The 527-nt window shown below is 68.1% G+C and carries 1 protein-coding gene; it reads left to right on the top strand.

What is annotated here, in order from left to right; genetic code table 11:
- A partial coding sequence (locus tag QZM15_RS33940) for an FAD-linked oxidase C-terminal domain-containing protein (protein WP_302108031.1) occupies window positions 1–527 on the top strand: 527 nt, incomplete at both ends.

Here is a 527-nt window from a genome sequence, read left to right on the forward strand (position 1 = left end):
GCGTTCCCGAAGATGGTGCTGATCGGCGACATCGTCGGCGACGACGCCGACGCGGTCGCGCACGCGACGTCCGAAGTGATCCGGATGGCGAACGGCAAGAGCGGCGAAGGCTTCGTCGCGGTCAGCGCGGAGGCGCGCAAGCGCTTCTGGCTGGACCGCAGCCGCACGGCGGCGATCGCGAAGCACACGAACGCGTTCAAGATCAACGAGGACGTCGTGATCCCGCTGAACCGGATGGGCGAGTACACCGACGGCATCGAGCGGATCAACATCGAGCTGTCGCTGAAGAACAAGCTGCAGCTGGTCGACGCGCTCGAGGCGTTCTTCCGTGGCGGCAACCTGCCGCTCGGCAAGACCGACGACGCGAACGAGATCCCGAGCGCGGAACTGCTGGAGGACCGCGTGCAGCAGGCGCTGGAGCTGCTCAAGCGCGTGCGCGCGCGCTGGGAATTCGTGCGCGACCGGCTCGACCAGCCGCTGCGCGAGGCGCAGCACTACCTGGTGCAGCTCGGCTACGAGGCGCTCGC

Source organism: Burkholderia sp. AU44665, from assembly GCF_030504405.1.
Taxonomy (GTDB): Bacteria; Pseudomonadota; Gammaproteobacteria; order Burkholderiales; family Burkholderiaceae; genus Burkholderia; species Burkholderia semiarida.